This is a genomic window from Algibacter sp. 2305UL17-15 (assembly GCF_040720935.1).
Classification (GTDB): Bacteria; Bacteroidota; Bacteroidia; order Flavobacteriales; family Flavobacteriaceae; genus Jejuia.
The window spans coordinates 42,972-62,320 of sequence record NZ_JBFDAE010000022.1 but is presented as its reverse complement, the minus strand read 5'-3'; the positions used below and the strand labels follow the sequence as shown (position 1 = coordinate 62,320).

The 19,349-nt window shown below is 35.1% G+C and carries 17 protein-coding genes and 2 pseudogenes; 7 read left to right on the top strand and 12 right to left on the bottom strand.

Features of this window, described 5'->3' with window-relative positions; translation table 11 throughout:
- Positions 1-163: 163 nt before the first annotated feature.
- Both ABXQ82_RS17675 and hemN read right to left on the bottom strand, forming a co-directional pair.
- Entirely contained in the window at positions 164-997 is an 834-nt protein-coding gene (locus ABXQ82_RS17675) for a universal stress protein (protein ID WP_367062917.1), read from the bottom strand.
- A gap of 60 nt (positions 998-1,057) precedes the next feature.
- On the bottom strand, positions 1,058-2,422 hold the full coding sequence (gene hemN / locus ABXQ82_RS17670; RefSeq protein WP_367062914.1) for an oxygen-independent coproporphyrinogen III oxidase: 1,365 nt from the start codon (positions 2,420-2,422) through the stop codon (positions 1,058-1,060).
- A gap of 124 nt (positions 2,423-2,546) precedes the next feature.
- Between hemN and ABXQ82_RS17665 the strand changes: the two genes are divergently transcribed.
- The 3 genes from ABXQ82_RS17665 (at position 2,547) to ABXQ82_RS17655 (ending at position 4,542) form a co-directional block, all read left to right on the top strand.
- Entirely contained in the window at positions 2,547-3,113 is a 567-nt protein-coding gene (locus ABXQ82_RS17665; protein ID WP_367062912.1) for a superoxide dismutase family protein, read from the top strand.
- 91 nt (positions 3,114-3,204) lie between these two features.
- The gene (locus ABXQ82_RS17660; RefSeq protein WP_367062910.1) at positions 3,205-3,735 is read left to right on the top strand and encodes a sigma-70 family RNA polymerase sigma factor; all 531 of its coding nucleotides are present in this window, start codon (positions 3,205-3,207) and stop codon (positions 3,733-3,735) included.
- 3 nt (positions 3,736-3,738) lie between these two features.
- Positions 3,739-4,542 carry an anti-sigma factor gene (locus ABXQ82_RS17655; RefSeq protein WP_367062908.1) on the top strand — a complete coding sequence of 268 codons (804 nt, stop codon included), beginning with the start codon at positions 3,739-3,741 and terminating at the stop codon, positions 4,540-4,542.
- A gap of 7 nt (positions 4,543-4,549) precedes the next feature.
- Here the strand turns inward: ABXQ82_RS17655 and ABXQ82_RS17650 are convergent.
- Positions 4,550-5,070 (bottom strand): annotated as a pseudogene (locus ABXQ82_RS17650) (tyrosine-type recombinase/integrase).
- Between the two features lie 543 nt (positions 5,071-5,613).
- Between ABXQ82_RS17650 and ABXQ82_RS17645 the strand changes: the two are divergent.
- Together ABXQ82_RS17645 and ABXQ82_RS17640 are read left to right on the top strand one after the other, a co-directional pair.
- The gene (locus ABXQ82_RS17645; protein WP_367062906.1) at positions 5,614-5,829 is read left to right on the top strand and encodes a hypothetical protein; all 216 of its coding nucleotides are present in this window, start codon (positions 5,614-5,616) and stop codon (positions 5,827-5,829) included.
- On the top strand, positions 5,819-6,040 hold the full coding sequence (locus ABXQ82_RS17640) for a putative toxin-antitoxin system toxin component, PIN family (RefSeq protein ID WP_367062904.1): 222 nt from the start codon (positions 5,819-5,821) through the stop codon (positions 6,038-6,040). The genes ABXQ82_RS17645 and ABXQ82_RS17640 overlap by 11 nt, the downstream gene beginning before the upstream one ends.
- A gap of 262 nt (positions 6,041-6,302) precedes the next feature.
- Here the strand turns inward: ABXQ82_RS17640 and ABXQ82_RS17635 are convergent.
- Positions 6,303-6,918 (bottom strand): annotated as a pseudogene (locus ABXQ82_RS17635) (transposase).
- 363 nt (positions 6,919-7,281) lie between these two features.
- On the opposite strand from ABXQ82_RS17635, the gene ABXQ82_RS17630 reads away from it, so the two are divergent.
- A complete protein-coding gene (locus tag ABXQ82_RS17630) occupies positions 7,282-8,061 on the top strand; it encodes a hypothetical protein (protein ID WP_367062902.1) in 780 nt (259 codons plus the stop codon).
- A 367-nt stretch (positions 8,062-8,428) separates the two neighbouring features.
- On the opposite strand, the gene ABXQ82_RS17625 is transcribed toward ABXQ82_RS17630, so the two are convergent.
- From ABXQ82_RS17625 to nirB, 7 genes are all read right to left on the bottom strand, one after another.
- Positions 8,429-9,088: a response regulator transcription factor gene (locus tag ABXQ82_RS17625; RefSeq protein WP_367062900.1), complete on the bottom strand. Its 660-nt coding sequence runs from the start codon at positions 9,086-9,088 to the stop codon at positions 8,429-8,431.
- A gap of 198 nt (positions 9,089-9,286) precedes the next feature.
- Positions 9,287-9,670 (bottom strand): RidA family protein, encoded by a 384-nt coding sequence (locus ABXQ82_RS17620; RefSeq protein WP_367062898.1) that lies wholly within the window; start codon positions 9,668-9,670, stop codon positions 9,287-9,289.
- A gap of 10 nt (positions 9,671-9,680) precedes the next feature.
- Positions 9,681-10,718, bottom strand: a complete 1,038-nt coding sequence (locus ABXQ82_RS17615; protein ID WP_367062896.1) for a putative zinc-binding metallopeptidase — start codon at positions 10,716-10,718, stop codon at positions 9,681-9,683.
- Between the two features lie 93 nt (positions 10,719-10,811).
- Positions 10,812-12,626, bottom strand: a complete 1,815-nt coding sequence (locus ABXQ82_RS17610) for an ATP-binding protein (RefSeq protein WP_367062894.1) — start codon at positions 12,624-12,626, stop codon at positions 10,812-10,814.
- 13 nt (positions 12,627-12,639) lie between these two features.
- Entirely contained in the window at positions 12,640-13,224 is a 585-nt protein-coding gene (locus tag ABXQ82_RS17605) for a DUF4202 domain-containing protein (protein ID WP_367062892.1), read from the bottom strand.
- Positions 13,225-13,236: 12 nt separating this feature from the next.
- Entirely contained in the window at positions 13,237-13,614 is a 378-nt protein-coding gene (nirD, locus tag ABXQ82_RS17600; RefSeq protein WP_367062890.1) for a nitrite reductase small subunit NirD, read from the bottom strand.
- Between the two features lie 226 nt (positions 13,615-13,840).
- Positions 13,841-16,360: a nitrite reductase large subunit NirB gene (gene nirB, locus ABXQ82_RS17595; RefSeq protein ID WP_367062888.1), complete on the bottom strand. Its 2,520-nt coding sequence runs from the start codon at positions 16,358-16,360 to the stop codon at positions 13,841-13,843.
- A gap of 252 nt (positions 16,361-16,612) precedes the next feature.
- On the opposite strand from nirB, the gene ABXQ82_RS17590 reads away from it, so the two are divergent.
- The gene (locus ABXQ82_RS17590; RefSeq protein ID WP_367062886.1) at positions 16,613-16,855 is read left to right on the top strand and encodes a hypothetical protein; all 243 of its coding nucleotides are present in this window, start codon (positions 16,613-16,615) and stop codon (positions 16,853-16,855) included.
- A 161-nt stretch (positions 16,856-17,016) separates the two neighbouring features.
- Here ABXQ82_RS17590 and ABXQ82_RS17585 read toward each other — a convergent pair whose 3' ends face one another.
- Complete coding sequence (locus ABXQ82_RS17585) at positions 17,017-19,311, bottom strand: FdhF/YdeP family oxidoreductase (RefSeq protein WP_367062884.1); 2,295 nt, start codon at positions 19,309-19,311, stop codon at positions 17,017-17,019.
- Positions 19,312-19,349: the final 38 nt, after the last annotated feature.

Sequence of the window (19,349 nt, the reverse complement as noted above, 5' to 3'; positions counted from 1 at the left end):
CAATGCCAATTAGAAATTGGGGAATTATATTGAACCAATTTTTAGCTATATTTGAAAACAGGATTAAACTATAAATAATTTAACCCTGAGTTTTGAAACTTACACAGATTTTAGGATAGTGTCATTCGAGTGGATTCCTGCCTATGCAGTAATAACAAAGTGCTTAAATCTTAAACGTTATAACCGGCAATGTAGAATGATTTGCCACATCTTCGCCAATGCTACCTTGAAGGAAATGAGACAATCCTTTTCTGCCATGGGTTGGAATAGCAATAAGGTCCGCCCCTATTTTATTGGCGCAGTTTAAGAGCCCTTCTTCAACGGTGTAATCTGCGACATAACATACATCGTCCATTTTATCTAAATTCCTATCGGCTTTTGTAAAAAAGTTAACCACACTTCGCTCAATTTCTATAGAACTTTTAAATCGATCGTTGGGGAGATTAACGTGTACGAGATACATTTTTGCGCCTATTTTTTCGAATAAACTTCTTGCATTTAAATAGGCTTTAATACCTTCTTCGGAAAAATCACAAGAAAAAGCAACCACATCAAAATGAATATTTAGTAATTCTTTTTTCACTACCAGAACAGGGATATCTGCATTTCTGACTACCTTTTCTGTGTTCGACCCAACTAGATACTCTTTAAAACCACTTGCGCCATGGGAGCCCATTACAATTAAATCGGCATCATTTTTTAAAGCAACGTCGTTTACTTCACTAAATACTTTAAAGTGTTTTACGATCGGCGTGATTTTTATACCTTTTAGAAAATCTTTCTTTAAAAAATCTTCAAATTTTTGTTCTGCTAGCTTGAAATAGTAAATGGCTTTTTGGTTCTGCAATCCGTCTGAAGCGGACAACATGATATCGGACATTTCCAGCATGTGTAATGCTAACAATTCTGCTTTGTGTTTTTTTGCCAATTTTGCTGCTGTTTTAAGTGCGTATTCAGAGTGCTCTGAAAAATCTATGGGTACAATAATTTTTTTCATGCTTTTTGTTTTTTAGACCTGACAGCTTCCTAAAACCTGTCAGGTCTGCTGATAATAAGATTAAACTGTCATTGAAAACAACTGGGTATCTGGCTGTTTTCGTTGTAATAAGACATCAAAAGCCATACAAACGTTACGGACAAATGGTTTGCCCTTTTCGGTTATTGCAATACTGTTGGAATTGATGGCAATTAATCCGTCCGTTTCCATTTCCTCTAATTGAATTAAGGCTTCTGGTAGCTCTTTAAAATAAAGAGCATCATTAGTCCAAGAAGTCTTAAAACGACACATTAAATTAAGAATATGCTGACGAATTATTAAATCTTCTTCATTTAAAATATGACCACGGTAAACAGGCAACATATCATCCTTTAAAAGATTATAATAAGATTCTATACCTTTTACATTTTGTGCAAAACCATACCAACTATCACTAATTGACGATACGCCCAACCCAATCATAGCTTGTGTTTTAGACGCTGTATAGCCCATAAAATTTCTATGAAGATTTCCGTTTTCCATGGATTGATGTAATGTATCGGTTTTTAAGGCAAAATGATCCATTCCAATTTCTTCATAACCAACTTCGGCCAATAATGCTTTACCCAATTCATATTGGCTTCTTTTAACTTCAGCAGAAGGCAAATCGGCATCATCAAAACCTCGTTGCCCGTTGCCTTTAATCCAAGGCACATGCGCATAACTGTAAAATGCTAGACGATCTGGAAGCAATTCCTTGGTTTTTAAAATAGTTGCTTCAACGTGTTCTAAAGTTTGAAATGGCAATCCAAAAATAATATCATGACCTACTGAGGTATATCCAATTTCCCTGGCCAATTCTGTAGCGCGCTTCACATTTTCAAAAGGTTGAATTCTATGAATTGCTTTTTGAACGGTTTCATTATAATCTTGCACACCGTAACTCACACGTCTGAACCCGACATCATAAAGGGCTTGCAAATGTTCTTTTGTGGTGTTATTGGGGTGTCCTTCAAAACTAAATTCGTGACCTACGGCTAATTCTGAAGTTTGTAAAATCCCCAAAATAAGGCGCTTTAAGTTTTCGGGACTAAAAAATGTTGGCGTTCCCCCACCCAAATGCAATTCCTTGATTATGGGTTTTTCATCAAACAATTTTAAATATAATTGCCATTCTTTTAAAACTGCATTTATATAGGGAGACTCTACACTATGCTGTTTTGTAATACGTTTGTTGCAGCCACAAAACGTGCATAAACTTTCGCAAAATGGCAAATGAATATATAAACTTATCCCTTCTTTTGAATTGCTCTCCTTAAAAGATTGTATTAGAGATGACCTCCACTTTTCCAAAGAAAACGTATCGATATTCCAATACGGAACTGTTGGATAGCTCGTATAACGCGGTCCTGCTATGTTATACTTATTTACTAATGAATTTGACATACCTGATAATTATTGTTCAAAACTAATCGAAATGAGTTCAAAATTATATGATATAAGTCATATTCATATTTGTAATTGTTTGTTTAATAGCTTAACTTTCGCATAAATAATAAATACCAAAATCATGAAAAAATTAAGCCTATTATTTCTTGTATTAGCTGTGTCTTTAACCGCTTGTAAAAAGAAAAAGGAAGAGATAAAAGTTGAAGAAGAGGTTACTAAAGCTGAAGTTGTAAAAACCAAAAAAATTAAAATTGCGCTTAACGCTAAAAGCGGCACTAATGCTACAGGAAATGTGGTGTTTAAGGAAGAAGACGGCAGCGTAACCATGACTGCCATTATAAGTGGTTTAGAAGCTGGAGCACATGCCATACACATCCATGATAAATCTGATTGTTCTTCTCCTGACGGTAAATCGGCAGGTGGTCATTGGAATCCTACCAATAAACCTCACGGAAAATGGGGTGCTACTAAAGGCTATCATAAAGGAGATATTGGTAATTTTATTGCTGATGAAAATGGTAACGGCACTATTTCATTCACAACAGATGAATGGTGTATAGGCTGTGGAGACGCCACAAAAGATATTGTTGGCAAAGGTGTGATTGTTCATGCTGGTGCCGATGATTTTACGTCTCAACCTTCTGGTGCTGCTGGAGCCCGTGTGAGTTGTGCTGGGATTATTGAATAATACCCTTTTTAAATAATTTTGAAAAGCTATCATACTTTGGTAGCTTTTTTTATTGAATATTTAGTATTTTCGGAAAACTTAACTGCTATGAATGGATTTAGATAACCTAATTGTTAGATTTCAACAAAAGGATGAAAAGGCTTTTGAAAAACTGTACAGTATGTATAGCGAAAGTATGCACGGTGTTATCTACAATATTGTTAGAGACCATGCCATTGCAGAAGAAGTGATGCAAGATGTGTTTATTAAAGCATGGCACAAATCCGGTAGTTATTCAGCTAAAAAAGGACGTTTTTTTACTTGGATTTTAAACATTTCCAGAAATGCTGCCATTGATAAAACACGTTCCAAAGCCTTTAAAAATTCTAAACAAAACCTCAACTCTGATTATTTCGTAGATACAATAGAAACTAGTGAAAACTTAGATGCTATAACCGATGCTATAGGTGTGAAAAAGTTTGTTAGCAAACTAGCCGAAAAATGCAAAAAGGTCATAGAACTGTTATACTTTAAAGGCTATACACAAAGTGAAGCATCTGAAGCACTTGATATGCCAATTGGAACAATTAAAACAAGAAACAGAAATTGTATTCAAGAACTTAGAAATATGGTTTTAAACTAAAAAATGGACATTAAAGCATACATAGCATCTGGAATCTTAGAGCTGTACGTAGCTGGATCGCTTTCTGAAAAAGAAAACGAAGAGATCTATGTGCTTATGCAGCAGCATCCTGAAATCCTACAAGAGGTTTTAGAAATTGAAACGGCCATAATTAAACTTACTGCTGCTACTTCGCAACGCAATAACGACCATATTTTACAAAATGTAAAAAAAGCATTAGGACTTAATGGCGATGACACCAAAGTTATTTCTATAACAAAACCAAAATACAATTGGATTACCTATGCAGGTTGGGCAGCATCAATAGTTTTAGGTGTTGGATTATTGTGGACCGTAAATCAAAACAAACAATTACAATCTGATATTGAAGTTGCAGAAACGCAACAATCGTTACTCGAACATCAAATAGAAAACTCAAAAAACAGTCTTACAGAAGCCAATACGCTTATTTCTGTTTTACGAGACGATAACATTTCTAGAATACAATTGGCCGGTCAAGGTAATTTTGCTAATACTTACGCTAAGGTGTATTGGGATAAAAATTCAAAACGTATCTTTTTAGATGCACAAGGTTTACCAAAACCTCCCGAAGGCATGGTTTACCAAGTATGGTCTTTAAAATTGAGTCCGCTTACCCCTACTAGTTTAGGCACAATAGACAATTTTAATACCGATGCTAACAAAATCTTCGAAATTGAAAACCAAAACGAAAGTGAAGCTTTCGGTATTACCCTAGAACCTGCTGGTGGTAGTGCAACGCCTACTATGGAACAGTTATATACTTTGGGTGTGGTTGGTACTACTTAAACTATTATTAAATAAAATCAATAGGACTTTGTACATTTTGAACCGTAGATTCTGCTACTTGGGTATATAGTAGTGTTGTTTTAATATTTTTATGTCCTAAAAGTTTCTGAATGATTGTTATATCCGTACCATTTTCTAGTAAATGCGCAGTAAAAGTATGCCTAAGTGCATGTACTGTTATCGGCTTTTTAATTTTAGATTATTAGCTGATGCTTTTAAAATTTTACGAATACTACTCTGGTTATAAATTCCGTTTTTCACACCTTCAAAAAGATAACCTTTCGCCTTATAGTCCTTAAAATAGACTCTCAGTAAAATAAGTAATCTATTTGGAAGCATTACCATTCTATCTTCTTTCCCTTTTGCATTATGTATGTGTACCAACATCCTTTTACTATCAATGTCATTAACTTTTAAATTAATGGCTTCACTAATTCTTAAGCCTAAACCATAAATAGTCGCCAAAACAGCGTTATGCTTTACGTTCGAAGTGTTTTTCAGAATTAATTTAACTTGATCCTTAGACAATATGCAAGGTAAATATTGCTCTTTGTTTACAGGATAAATAATTGAAAAATCAATATTTCTACTATAAAGCTCTCAATAATATAAGTTAATAGCACCAATTAATTGTTTTTGAGAAGATATGCTATAAGATTTTGTCCGTACAAGTTCTATGGTTGTTAGGATTACATCTTTATCGTGAAGATTTTTCGAAATTTCGCTCTATAAATTTAAAGAATTTGCGAAAATTTTAACAAACCTTAGTATAAGTAGATATTGTACCGTTGCTATAACGTTTTAACTCTAAAATAGTTTTAAACCTTAAAAGGTGCGACATAACTCCTGATTAATACTTAAATTTAGTGAATTGTAAACCTAAGCCGTATATAATTTATTGCTAGTTCTAACCTACTTACGAAAATCCTCATGGATTTTCTATTTGGTTTGTATTTGCTAAATTAGGTGCTTAAAACACGTAACAAACTATATACAAACATGTTGTACCACATACTGACAAAAATTCGTATTTTAATTATAATTCAGTAGATTTATTGAAAATTAAAGAAAATGGAAACTATCCGAATTGACATATTAAATCCAAAAGCAAAAAAGCTTCTAAAAAATCTAGAGGATTTAAATCTGATTAAGATTAATAAAACTAAATATAAATCGGATTTCACTACTCTACTTAAAAAGTTAAGAGCGAAGTCAGATGACATGATTTCATTAGATGAAATAACTAAAGAAGTTGAGCAAGTGAGAAAATCACGATATGAAAAATAAGAAAATAATCCTCGATACAAATCTTTGGATTAGCTTTCTGATTTCCAAAAAATTCATTCAGCTGGATAAACTGATTGAAAACAGTAAAATAACATTGATTTTTTCTAACGAATTACTTGAAGAATTTATTGATGTTGTAAGTCGTCCGAAATTTAAAAAGTACTTCTCAAAAAAAGATGTTGAGAAATTACTTGAGTATTTTGACCTATAAGGAGAATTAGTAAAAGTCAAATCTGACATTAAAATGTGTAGAGATGAAAAAGACAACTTTCTTCTAAATTTAGCGGTAGATTCAAATATTCGTGTTGCACTTATTGATTGAACTTACATTTAATTACTGGAGATAAAGACTTACTAATTTTAGAAACGATTCAGCACACTTTGATTTTGACTTTTTCGGAATTTATTGAACGAACAGAATAAAAAGTACGTGGTACAACAAAGTACTGTGGTAAAAAACAAGTAAAAATTCATTAATTTTTCACTAAAGTACTTTTATATTCACCATCATATTAATCCTGATTTAGCGATAGCAAAGGCCTGTTTTAGCAACTTATTACAGACAGCTATTAATGCTAGTTTTTTACTCTTTCCCTTGGCTACTATTCGCTCATAAAGATCACGGCAAGCTTTGTTGTATTTACAAGCATTAAAACTGCACATAAATAATAAATTCCGCAGTTTCCGGTTTCCTATCTTACTGATCCTCGGCCGTCCGTTGACACTACTTCCACTTTGTCTAATTACTGGAGTTAAGCCTGCATAACTACATAATTCACTTGCGCTTGCAAAACGATCAAAGCCACCTGTCAGAACCACCAACATTATAGCTGTTTTCGGGCCAATACCTGGAATAGTTTTTAAACGTGTTAAGAGATCTTGGTGTACTTGTTTTACCAAAACCAACAACTGGTAATGGTAATAACCTGTAGCTTCCATCACGCAATGGCTATCACAATTTAAGAGTTTTGTAAACTTCCTAAAGCCAAATTCATTGTTTTTAAACTGATAATAATTACCATCAGAATCGGTAACATCGAAAACTAAATGACTGATGTCAAGTCCAAAATATTTAATATCCTTATTCATAAGAAAGTATTTTTTGAAAGGACAACCTACGCGAGTTTCAACGACTTAAAATCGAGGTCTAAAAAGCCTCATAGAACTGTACGAAATCTGTGTAGAAAAGAGAGGGGATTTTCAATGTTGACGAAGTCTTAAGCTTCTGCGTGTATAATAACCTTATTCCTCTCTTTTGTCTTTTCTGTTTATGTTCTAAATTTAATGAATTGTAAACTTAAGACGTGTATAGTTAATGGCTAGATTGGTTAAGCAAAAGAAAAATTCCTACCTTTAATGAAAATTAATCTAGCGGAAAATAACGCACGTTCATTTCCGTAACAAACCATACACCAAACGTTGGCATTCATTTCGAAAGACCTTAGAATTTAAATGAAAAAATTAAGACTACTTATTTTATTTGCTTTCTTTTTTAGTATTGGTTCTTACGCTCAAACCGATTCATATTTAAAAGATGAACGCTCACCCGAATCTACAGAAGACATCGTCAAACTGTTGAATCTTAAAAATGCTAAACGAATAACTGTTTTTTTGCAAAAAGAAAACATAAAAAAATATGTTGGAGAAATCACCTTATACGAAAACGGAAGGTGCATGGAAAAACAACATTCAATTCATGGTCATAACATGTTCCACAAATATGATAGTAATGGAAAATTAATTGAGTATAAATTTTTTACTCAAAATAATTTGGATTTTAGGCACTACGAATATGTATATAATAAACATGGAAATTCAATTGTCAGTATATCTAAAGATGAACTTGGTGCTATAATTAAGAGGGACACAATTATAGATTTAATACCAGTTACCCCTCAAATCCCAAGATATAAAGGTGACTCAGACAATTACACATATAGCTCTGATGGGTTCTTGATTAAGTATTTAGATAAAGGTTTTTTTCGTTATAGCTCTAAATCGCTGGAAGACCATGAAGGATTTAAAAATAACAAATTAGAATACAATTTTAAATATAATAGACACAACCAAATAATAAAATATCATAAGAAACTGGAAACTACCGGTACATTGACTGAAGTGATTACGGAATTCAATTACATAAATGATAATATTGTTAAAGTAAAGTCTAATAAAAAAGGAAAAATTCCTGTTTGTTGTGATGAACTATTGTATGAAATTGAATATTACTAGAAATATATTTAAAAAAACGAAATGCCAATACCGGTAACCGTTGCGCAACGCATTAAAAAAGTCGACCAAAACTCCTAAACATCTGATTTCAAGCCTTTTTTGGTTTTACCGTTTTTACATTTTTCCTAAAATACAAGTTGCTTAAAACCAACAATACGCACTCCTGTCCTGTCTTTTTTCCTACTTTTTAAAAAACCTTGTGCTCCCGCTACACTTTTTAATTTTAGAAAAGATTCGGCACACTTTAATTTTGACTTTTTCGGAATTAATTGAACGAACAGAATGACCCGTCCTGAATAAAGGCTACACAATCTTAAACAATTATGTACAAATCTGACAAAGTAATCAAATAGCTTAGGCATATCCTCTAAACCAACCCAAACTCCTTAGCCTTATGGCTCAATTCCATTAAATTTTTCACATCCAATTTTTTCATCAAATTAAAGCGATGTACTTCGGCGGTACGCTTACTGATTTTAAGTTCATCAGCAATATCTTTATTGTTTTTTAATTGCAATACCAAATTAAGTATTTGTTTTTCACGTTTGGTCAGTTTGAACGGATCTTCTTTAGGCGTTTGTTTTGGAGTCGTATTCGTGTTGCCGTTTACAAAGTTATTCATAATAATTGCCGACACATCGCCTGTAAAATACTTACCTCCAGAAGCCACTTTGTGCAACGCCTTTATAAATTCCTCTTTACTTGCACCTTTTAATAAATACCCATCCGCACCAGCTTGAATGGCTTGCACTACGTATTCTTCGGAATCGTGCATGGAGAGGACCAATGTTCTTATATCTTTATGTGATTTACTCATTTCGGTAACCACTTCTATACCGTTCATTTCTGGCATTCTGATATCCACTATCAACACATGGGGTTTGTTTTTAGAAATCACTTCCAAAGCTTCTTTTCCGTTGGAGGCTTCGTCTATGACAGCAATACCATCCTGGTCTTCTAAAAGGGCTTTTATACCATCTCTAACCAAAACATGGTCGTCTGCAAGCACTACGTTAATCATATCCATAAATTTACTACGTTAACCCATTTTGTTTTTAAAACAGTTGAGTTTATTATTAATTTTGCTTCTAGACCTGTCAGGTTTCTAAAACCTGACAGGTCTTAAATAAAGAATTCACATCTACAGTCCCGATAGTTATCAGGATTAAAAACCTTGCAGGATTATTACCTACAAAAGTACTAAAATTAAGTAATACTACGTATATTACCCTTTTAATGCGGTTACTTGAATTTCAATCTTCATGGTATCATCTGCAAGTCCAGCAGAAATCATGGTAGCAGCGGGTTTTATTGTTCCGAAGTATTTGTTTAAAACTGGCCAGCATGTTTCAAAATCTTTACCATCTGTTAGAATATAGGTAACACGAACCACATCTGATAAACTAGCTCCGGCCTTTTCTAATGTCTCTTTGATGTTGATAAAACATTGCTCCGTTTGTTCTACAATATCATCACTAATGGTCATATTTTCATAATTATATCCTGTAGTGCCTGAGACAAATACCCAATCGTCCTGAACAACGGCTCTTGAATAACCAATCTTTTCTTCAAATGAAGACCCTGAACTTATCAATTTCCTTTTCATCATATAATTTTCTTTAATTCATGTTTAGATTCCTGCTGTACAATACATTGTGAATAAATTCTAATTTTTTATAAACGGGAGCTGGAATCACAAACGGATAAATATCTGGCAAGCCCATAGACCTATTTAGGCTGTTCGCAGCACATGTTAAAGCAACACTAGCATCAAAAATAATTTTGAAATCACTTAGGTGGTATGGATTTGGAAAATTAACGCTCGTATCATTTCCAATGGATGGATTGGAATTTAAAAAAGAAAGACCTAAGGCATTTGCGGTTTCCAAAGTATCCATAATGTGTAAATAATGCGCCCAAGTTTCCGCCCAATCTTCCCACGGATGCGCACTTGCATATTTACTGATATGGTTGGAATTCCAATTTGATGGCGCACCGTTTTTGTAATAGTGTTTTAAAGCCTCCCCATAGTCTTGCTGTTCGTTACCAAATAGATTTCTAAAATTCTGCAAATTGTTGTTTTTGAAAAGAAGTGACCAATAATAATGTCCTATTTCGTGTCTAAAATGTCCTAACAAAGTTCTGTAAGGTTCATCCATTTGTTTTTTCAGTTGCTCCCGATGTACAGAATCTGCTTCGGAAAGCAATATGGTAATTACACCATTGGCATGACCAGTCAATTTTTTTTCTTTGTTGTTTGCCGAAAGAAAATCAAAAGCAATCCCACTATCATTTTTAAGTTTTGATTGCAAAGGGAGTTTCAACTTGCTCAACTGAAAAATCAAGCGGTGTTTGGCTATTTCCAACCGCTGCCATTTTTTAAAATTTTCGGAATCTGCTTGATTTGGTACTTTTCTATTAAGCTGGCATGCAACACAAAACTGACTTTCAGAAGACTGGTCAATTAACCAATTGCACACCGAATGTTTGTGGTTTTTACAAAATTTAAGATTATTGTTAAAGTGCGCATTAAATGTCTGAGGAATTGCAAATTCATCGGTAAACCAATGATAACCTAATGTATTGCCGCAATTTTCACAACTTGTATTTTCAAAAAATACGGTAGAACTGCAATTGGGACATTTAAAAATTTTCATCTTTTCGTATTTAAAAGGATGCTACAAATATAGTTTGGATTAAAATCACTTTTCAATCTGTTTCTTAAAAATGTTAACTATTATTATTGGATATTAGGTCAATGGAATATTCAAAGTTACACGAGTACCTTTTCCTTTTGCCGAAGTTAAAAACAAACGTCCATCTATATATTTGATGCGCTCTTGCATAAAAGTAAGTCCCATACCGCCATCACCAGATTTCACATGTTTTACTTTGGTTGGATCAAAGCCTTTTCCGTTGTCATCAATAACGATGCTCAAAATATCTTTGCTATGCGACAAAGACACCAGAATATGTGTGGAATCTGCATATTTTATGGCATTATTTATGGCCTCTTGAGTGATACGGTAAATATTAATTTCTGAAAGCGAATCCATTCGCTGGTTAAAATCCGTTTTATTGAATAACACAATTTCTTTGCCTGTAAGCCTCCCAAGTTCTTGGGTCAATTTTGTTAAGGCTGGCACAATACCATGATCGGTTAATTCTGGAGGTGTTAAATTGAATGTTGCAGTCCTTACACCTTTAATGATGTTAGAGGTTAGTTCTTTTAAATGTTCAATTTTCACGGTTGCCTTTTCAACATCTTTAGGATCGATACTTTCTAAATTATATTTTAACCCCGTAAGCATTTGCCCAATGCCGTCATGCACATCTTTCGCAATACGGTTTTGTTCTTTTTCCTGGTTTTCAATAATCTTACTGGAGATGATTTTTTGCTGGTTCATCTTCTCTTGAAAGCTCTTTTCCGTAAGTCTGCCAATTTCTAGTTGCGCAATTTTTCGTTCTGTAATTTCAGAAGCAATAATTAGCAATTCTGATTTCTCTTCAGTTGGACTATAAGGAATAATTGCCATTTCCAACCAAATGTCCTTTCCATCTTTTGTGGTAGATTTTACTTCTCCCTGCCACCCCGTTTTTTTATGCCGTGTTATTAAATCTTCTATTGCGGCTTGCTCAGTTTCAACTTGGGATAACATGTTCCAGAACATCATGCCATCGTTAAATTTTGAGTATTTAAACAAGCGCGAAAACTTGTTTCCCATGTGCACCACGCTTCCGTTTGGCAGAATTCGTGCGAACAATAAAGTATCGTCCATCGCACGACTTAATGCCCGTAATTCCTTAATGGATTTTTCTTTGGCCTGACTCAATTCATCTGCATCAAATGCCATTTTTTTTGCATGTTTTTCGGCATGCAATAAGTCCGCCAAAACAGATTTAACAGATTTTGCTGCAGGCCAAAAAATAAACAGCAACTCCCCCAACAAAATGAACAATGTTAAACCGGTTAACCACAATTCCAACTTACGTAACCGTTCTACCTTTTCATCGGCTTCCAAATCGTATTGGTTTACTATTTCGTCCATTATCTTTAAAAAGCTGCCCTCATGAGCTTTTACTTTTTCAATTTTAGAACTATAAGATGTTAAGGGAGCCTTTGGGTTGTTTTCAATGGTTTCAATAATTGATTTTGAAGCAGTACTTATAGTATCAAAAACAGGATTTAACAATTTATACTTCGTAGAAACTTCAGGACTGTTCGTTTTTGGCAAGCCTAAACTATCATTTCCTTTTTGAAGTGCCTTATGCGATAATTCCCAAAGATGGAGCGTAGATTTAATGTTATTCTTAAGGCGCGTTTTTTTTTCTGGATGTGCTTCGGAAGATAACGAAACAACATCTTTAGTCAATTTTTGACTTAACATGCGCTGCCTTCCAGCTACGTTAATTACTGTGGAATCACTTTCCTGAGCGCTAAGGTGTTTTCTAATTAAAATCTGACTTATTATAACTGAAAGTGCAATAGTACTAAGCGCAATAATATACAAACGGCGTAATTTATCAAACGTTCTTTGGTCTAATGAATTGCCGTTTTTTGTCATATTTTACAAAGGTTTAAGCAATAGCTTTTTTAACCAAAGACAAGCCTTTTTCAGAAAAGGGAAGTTTTAATGCAGCCTCATGCCCCTTGTCGGACATCTTTTTCCATGTTTTTTTAAGGATATCAATTACTTTTTCATCCTCATGCTTTTCGGCAAATTCCTCGAAATAATAATCCAAGAACACCAAACAAATAGTGTCTTCAAGCGTTTGGGATTCTTCGTTTTTCTTAATCAGTTTTTTTAGGACGATGGATTTAACCCTATTCGTAAATTGGTCATCAAAACCTACTTGTTTTAAGATGTCAGCAGTTAAATCCGCATGCATTTTCTTTAAAGTTTCTCGCCATTTTAAATAGCCTACACGGTTCATTGGATATTCATCACGAGCTATTTTCCAACGGCAAATATGTTGCGCACGTGCCGCTATTTGAAGGGCTTTTGATGCATTGGGCTCAAACTGTAATAATTTCCTCGTCATGCGTTGCGAGTACAACAATTCCTTTGGATAGTTCATACCCGCAACCTCATATGTGTTTACATCTTCAGAATTGGCTTTATCAATTAATGCAATAGCAGTTTCAAATCGTGTAGGCTTCATTTTCGTAAGGTTTTAATCCGAAAAGCCAATATACACATTTCCATTTTCAATTTTAACAGGATAGGTTGCAATTTTTAAATCCTCACCTGCTAAATTACTCCCATCTTCTAAAGAAAAATTCTTTTTATGCATGGGGCAAGCCACTTTTGGGATGCCCTCCTTATCTCCTATCATTCCCAATGACAACACCATTTCCATTTTATGCGGGCATAAATTTTGTGTCGCGTACCACTTTCCGGTTCGCGTAAAATTATAAACAGCTATTTGTTTGGTTTTATACTTGATGCACGCACCACTATTCTCAGGAAAATCAGTAGGCATACCCGCTTTAAACCAAGTTTTTACTTCATTTTCTGTAACCGATTTGTACTGTTCTAATATATTTTCCATCCTTAAAAGTGTTATTTAAAATCTAAATTTTTATTTGGGCGTTACCACAAGGGTCGGGCTTTACGTTACAAGTCCTCGCACCTCCTACGTCGGGCTGTGGGCTTTCCTCTACAATCCCTAACGCGGGCTAGTTTGCAGTTTTCGGTCATCAGCATTCAGTCAAAACTTATCCGCAAACCTGCTCTCTTCGGTCTCCCGTCAACCGTCTTCTGTCTTTTTTTTTCAATCAACTCCAAGCCTTAGGCATCTTCTGCTCGCGCATTGGTACAAATACCAAATTATCATCTGTATCATCAGAATTCACAAAATGCTTAAAGCGTTTCATCATTTCAGGGTTTTCTATGGCTTGTTTCCACTCACATTCATATTTATTTACCAATCCTTGCATTTCCACTTCAAGTTCTTCAGCAATTCCTAACGAATCTTCAATTACCACCTGCTTCAAATAGTCAATACCACCATCCAGTTTATCTAACCAAGGTGCGGTTCTAACCAAAGGCCCTGCGGTACGAATGTAGTACATCAAGAATCTGTCTAAGTACTTAATAACCGTTTTGTCATCCAGCTGTTCTGCAAGCAATACCGCATGCTTTGGCGTAGCCCCTCCGTTTCCACAAACGTATAGGTTCCAGCCGCCTTCAACGGCAATCAATCCAAAATCTTTACCTCTTGCCTCAGCACATTCACGAATACATCCTGAAACACCACCTTTTAATTTATGTGGCGAGCGCAAGCCCCTGTATCTGTTTTCAATATCAATAGCAAAAGTGACGCTCTCGTGCATCCCATAACGACACCAAGTTGAGCCTACACAACTTTTTACGGTTCTTAAAGATTTCCCGTAGGCATGCCCGCTTTCAAAACCAGCATCAATCAATTCTTTCCAAATCAATGGCAGTTCATGAATCTGTGCGCCGAACAAATCAATTCGTTGGCCTCCTGTAATTTTAGTATATAAATCGTACTTCTTGGCAACTTCACCAATCACAATTAATTGGTCTGGTGTTATTTCGCCACCGGCAACTCTTGGCACAACAGAGTACGTTCCATTACGTTGAATATTAGCCAAAAACCGATCATTGGTATCCTGAATTACAGGCTGACGATTTGGCGTTTCCATAGTAATAGTAGCAAAAATAGATGCTAATAATGGTTTACAAGTTTCACAACCATGGCCTTCTCCAAATAGATTAAGTGCTTCTTGATAATCTGGTACTTTATTAATCTTTATCAAATCGTAAAGCTCCTGTCTGCTAAAATTAAAGTGTTCACAAATCGTTTCCTTAACTTCTTTTCCTAGCGATTTTAAAGTTTCATTTACCAAATCAACCACCATAGGTTTACAACCACCACAACCCGATGTTGCTTTTGTCTTAGCTATTACATCACTTAAGTTGGTACAATCACCCTCTGTTATAGAACAGCAAATATCGCCCTTGGTAACACTCTCGCAAGAGCAGACTTGTGCCACATCTGGAATATCCAACACACTACCAAATGATGAACCACCTTCGCCTCTACTTCCAACAATCAGCTCTTCAGCATCCTCTGGAATAGCTAAATCATTCAAATAAATTTGGTGCAACATATTATAGTCAGACGCATCGCCAATTAGAATGCCTCCTAACAATTTTTTGCCATCATGACTGACGTTAATACGCTTATATAAGTTTTTCGTTTTATTTTCATAAATAATGGAATACCCTTTTTCAATAGGCATAAAAGGCTCACCAAAACTAGCTACATCTACACCAATTAATTTTAATTTGGTGGACATATCAATGCTCTCAGCCATCAAAACGTCTCGATTTCCTAAAATTTGATTAACCGCTACCTCAGCCATATCATAGCCAGGAGCCACCAAACCATAAATCATTTCATTATAAAGTGCCACCTCACCAATAGCATAAATTTCAGGATCGGAGGTTTGCATTCTATTGTTCACGATAATGCCACCACGTTTTCCCATTTTTAATTCGCAGGTTTTCCCTAATTCATCACGGGGCCTAATCCCTGCGGAAACCACCAACATTTCAACATCAATTTTATCATACTCGCCAAACTCCATCCCCGTAATAGCTGCTTCTCCTAAAATTTTATTTGTTGCTTTAGACAAGTGTACTTGAATATCCAAAGATTCGATTTTCTCTTTAAGCACCTTGCTACCTCGTGTATCCAACTGACGTGGCATTAGCTTAGGCGCAAACTCAACAACATGAGGTTCAAACCCCATGTCCTTTACTGCCTTTGCCGCTTCTAAACCCAGTAATCCTCCACCAAGTACAGCAGCTTTCACCGTTTCTTCTCTATCTCCAATAACCGCTTTGGCATAGGCTAAAGTTGCCTCCAAATCCTCAATAGTTCTGTAAACAAAAACACCTTTTTTTTCTATCCCTTCAATATTTGGTACAAAAGGTGCAGAACCCGTTGCTAAAACTAAATAATCGTATTTATAGTTTATATCTGTAGTTGTAGTAATTTTTTTTGAAGCCCTGTGAATATTGGTAATACGCTCATTTGTTATCAATTCAATACCATGCTCCTCATACCACGATTTAGGCGCCATTTCCAATGCTTTGGCATCTTGATTTTCAAAAAACTCACTTAAATGAACCCTATCATATGCAGGTCTTGGCTCTTCGCCAAAAACTATGATTTTAAAGTTTTCATTTCCTGATTTCTCTACAAACTTTTCGCAAAATTTGTAGCCCACCATACCATTTCCAACTACAATTATATGTTGCATAATTACGTATTTTAAATACAAAACTAAGTATTTATACGTATTTTAAAGTGTGTTCTTCTAATAAATTCACGTAGAAACGCAATTATTGTTGATTTCTTAAATTGAAATATGAATAATTGAGTAATAATAAAATTAATGGATATGTTTTAGAGAAATCCTAACTAAGTAAAGCACAAACCGAACTTCGCAGTATCTAGTTTTTCTACATTTGAAGTCTAATTTTTGTTATATTTGTGTATAAGACTGAACCTTATGGATTTAGAATCAAAAAAATATAAAATAATTGAAAAGTTGATGAAAGTTTCTGATGAAGAGACATTGTATAAAATTGAACAGATAATGTCTCATCATGATTCTCAAATTAATGCGCTTTCGGATTTACCCGATATTGCTAAACAATTATTAAAAAAGAGTGAAGAAGATATCTTACATGGAAGAACCCGACCCCACGAGGAAGTCATGGCGGAATTCAAATCCAAATACAAATTAGATTAATGGTGGATGTGCTTTGGTCATTAACCGCTGAACAAACTTTTCAACAAGAAATATTCAAAACAAACGACACTTTATTACACTTACAATGCCTCGAATAATACTTTAGAACTCCTTTTATTTTGGAATAATCAATGGAATCCTCAACACTTAAAAAAAATATTTTAGCTCTTTTCCACCGTAACCCTCACACTCTTTGAAGCAGGAGTTTTAGCCGTATGTGCAAAACTATCTAAAGGCACGAGTACATTTGTTTCTGGAAAATAGGTAGCACAGCAGTTTTTAGGAATATCATAACCCACAACTTTAAAATTATTGGCTTCACGAATAACGCCGTTATATTCTGATTTTAAATGAACGACCTGGTGTTCTTCTAGCCCTCGTATTTTCATATCCTCACGGTTCATAAAAATGATGCGTCTTTCGTTGAAAACACCTCTATATCTATCGTTTAAGCCGTAAATAGTGGTGTTGAATTGATCGTGACTACGAATGGTCATCATGATTAATTCACCCTCTTTTAGCTTCCAATCTGGTAATTTATTGGATGTAAAATTGGCTTTACCTGTTTCAGTTTTAAATTTTCGTTCCCTAGCGCCGTTTGGTAAATAAAATCCAGCTGGCTGTTTTAGTTTTTTATTGTAATCGGTAAATCCATCTACAACTTCGGCAATATCATCACGAACCAAATTGTAATCATCGCTATATTTTAACCAATCAATTTTAGAGCGTTCTTTCAAGGTCGCATTTGCAACACCACAAACCACAGCAACTTCACTTAAAAGTGCATCAGAACAGGGTTCTAAAACCCCTTTTGTAGAAGACACAATGCCCATCGAATTCTCTACACTTTGTGTCTGTACCCCTGTTTTTTGATAATCTTTTTCGGCACGCCCTAAACATGGAAAAATCAACGCTTCTTTTCCAGTTACTAAATGTGAACGATTTAGTTTTGTACTCACGTGAACCGTTAAATTACAATTCGCCATAGCCTGAGCTGAATAAGCGGTATCGGGAACAGCAGAAATAAAATTACCGCCCATTCCGAAGAACACTTTTACTTTATTTTCATACATTGCCTTAATGGCTTCAATGACAGAATAGCCATGTTTTGCGGTTGGCTTGAAACCGTATTTTGATTCAATTTTATCCAAAAAAGCTTGAGGTGCAGCTTCCCAAACGCCAACGGTTCTATCGCCTTGAACGTTGGAGTGTCCGCGTACAGGACAAGTTCCCGCACCTTCTTTCCCAATGCTACCTTTTAACAATAATAAATTAACCAGCTCACGAATATTATCAACTGCATTTTCGTGTTGTGTCAAGCCCATTGCCCAACAAATGATGATTTTATTCTTGTTTAAGACCAAATCGAAAACATCATCAAATATTTCTCTTGATACACCTGATGCTTTAAGGCAATCCTCAAAATTATAGGTTTTTAAATCTGAAATAAACGCTTCTAGTCCGCTGGTATGTTCTGCAATAAATGCTGCGTCGAAAACATTGCCGTTCAGCTCTTCTTTTTCTAATAATTTTAGCAATAAGGCTTTGAAAAAAGCGACATCGCCATTTATGGTAACTGGCACAAAAACATCTGACAATTTTATACCACCCGTTAACATTTTAATGGGGCTTTGTGGATCGGTAAATTTCATCAATCCGGCTTCTGGCAACGGATTTATGGATACTATTTTGCCACCATTCTTTTTTGTTTTTTCTAAAGCAGATAACATTCTTGGATGGTTCGTTGCAGGGTTTTGCCCCACAACCATGACCAATTCAGCCTTATATAAATCGTCTAAAGTTACGGAACCTTTACCAATGCCTAATGTTTCAGTTAGTGCGCTTCCGCTTGCTTCATGACACATATTGGAGCAATCTGGTAAATTGGCTGTCCCGAATTCCCTCACGAATAATTGGTATAAAAAAGCGGCTTCGTTTGTAGTTCTACCAGAGGTGTAAAATGCTGCTTCGTCTGGGGTATCTAAAGCGTTTAAATGTGCTCCAACTTTTTTAAAGGCTTCGTCCCAATTTATAGGTTGATAATGCGTGCCGCCTTTTGGCAAATACATAGGTTCTGCTAAGCGTCCTGATTTTCCAATTTCAAAATCGCTTAAACCCGCTAATTCATCAACAGAATTATTTGCAAAAAAATCCCGCCATATCAATTTGCTCTGCATTTCTTCGGACATGGCTTTTAACCCATTTTCGCAATATTCCCCAAGTGCAGAACGGTCGTCGTCGGGGTCGGGCCACGCGCAACCAGGGCAATCAAAACCGCCCTTCTGGTTCATCTTGGTAGATATTTTCAATATATTACTGGGCTTGATGTATTTTAAAGCATGCGATGTTGCAGCTGCCAAACCTCCCAAACCAGCGGAATTTGTTGCCGGAGCTTTTATTTTTAAATTCTCAAACTTTTCAGGTGTTAACGCTTTATCTATTGGAGATTTACTCATACTTCGAATATAACAAATATTGAATTAAGTTGGCAAAG